The following is a 386-nucleotide window of genomic DNA, read 5'->3' on the forward strand; positions in this document are numbered from 1 at the left end:
AAATTGGGCAGCCTGAAGAGCGCAAGATCGATCATCGGGTGTGCGCGCTGGCGCTGGCTGCGCAGGTACATCAGCACGCATACCGCACACAGCGCCAACCCCAGCAACAGCGACGTCGGTGAGAACGGTCGGTGCGCTACTTCCTTGATGGCGTAGACCAGCGCGGTGAGTCCGCCCAGCAGCAGCAATGATCCCCACGGATCCCACGCAGGTCCGCCAGGTGGCGCGAACCTCGGCACTCGCCACCAGGTCAGCAGCAACGCAGCTGACACCACCGGCACGTTGATCATGAACACGGAGCCCCACCAGAATTGTTCCAGCAGCAGTCCTGCGATCAACGGGCCCAGTGCCATGCCGGCCGAAGCACTGCCAGCCCACAGGCCCAG

At 64.2% G+C, this 386-nt stretch carries 1 protein-coding gene; it reads right to left on the bottom strand.

Going from position 1 to position 386, the window contains the following annotated elements; all coding sequences use genetic code 11:
* A partial coding sequence (locus I6F37_RS44520) for an MFS transporter (RefSeq protein ID WP_225155060.1) occupies positions 1-386 on the bottom strand: 386 nt, incomplete at both ends.

The sequence above is a fragment of the Bradyrhizobium sp. NBAIM08 genome (assembly GCF_020193935.1).
GTDB classification, from domain to species: Bacteria; Pseudomonadota; Alphaproteobacteria; order Rhizobiales; family Xanthobacteraceae; genus Bradyrhizobium; species Bradyrhizobium yuanmingense.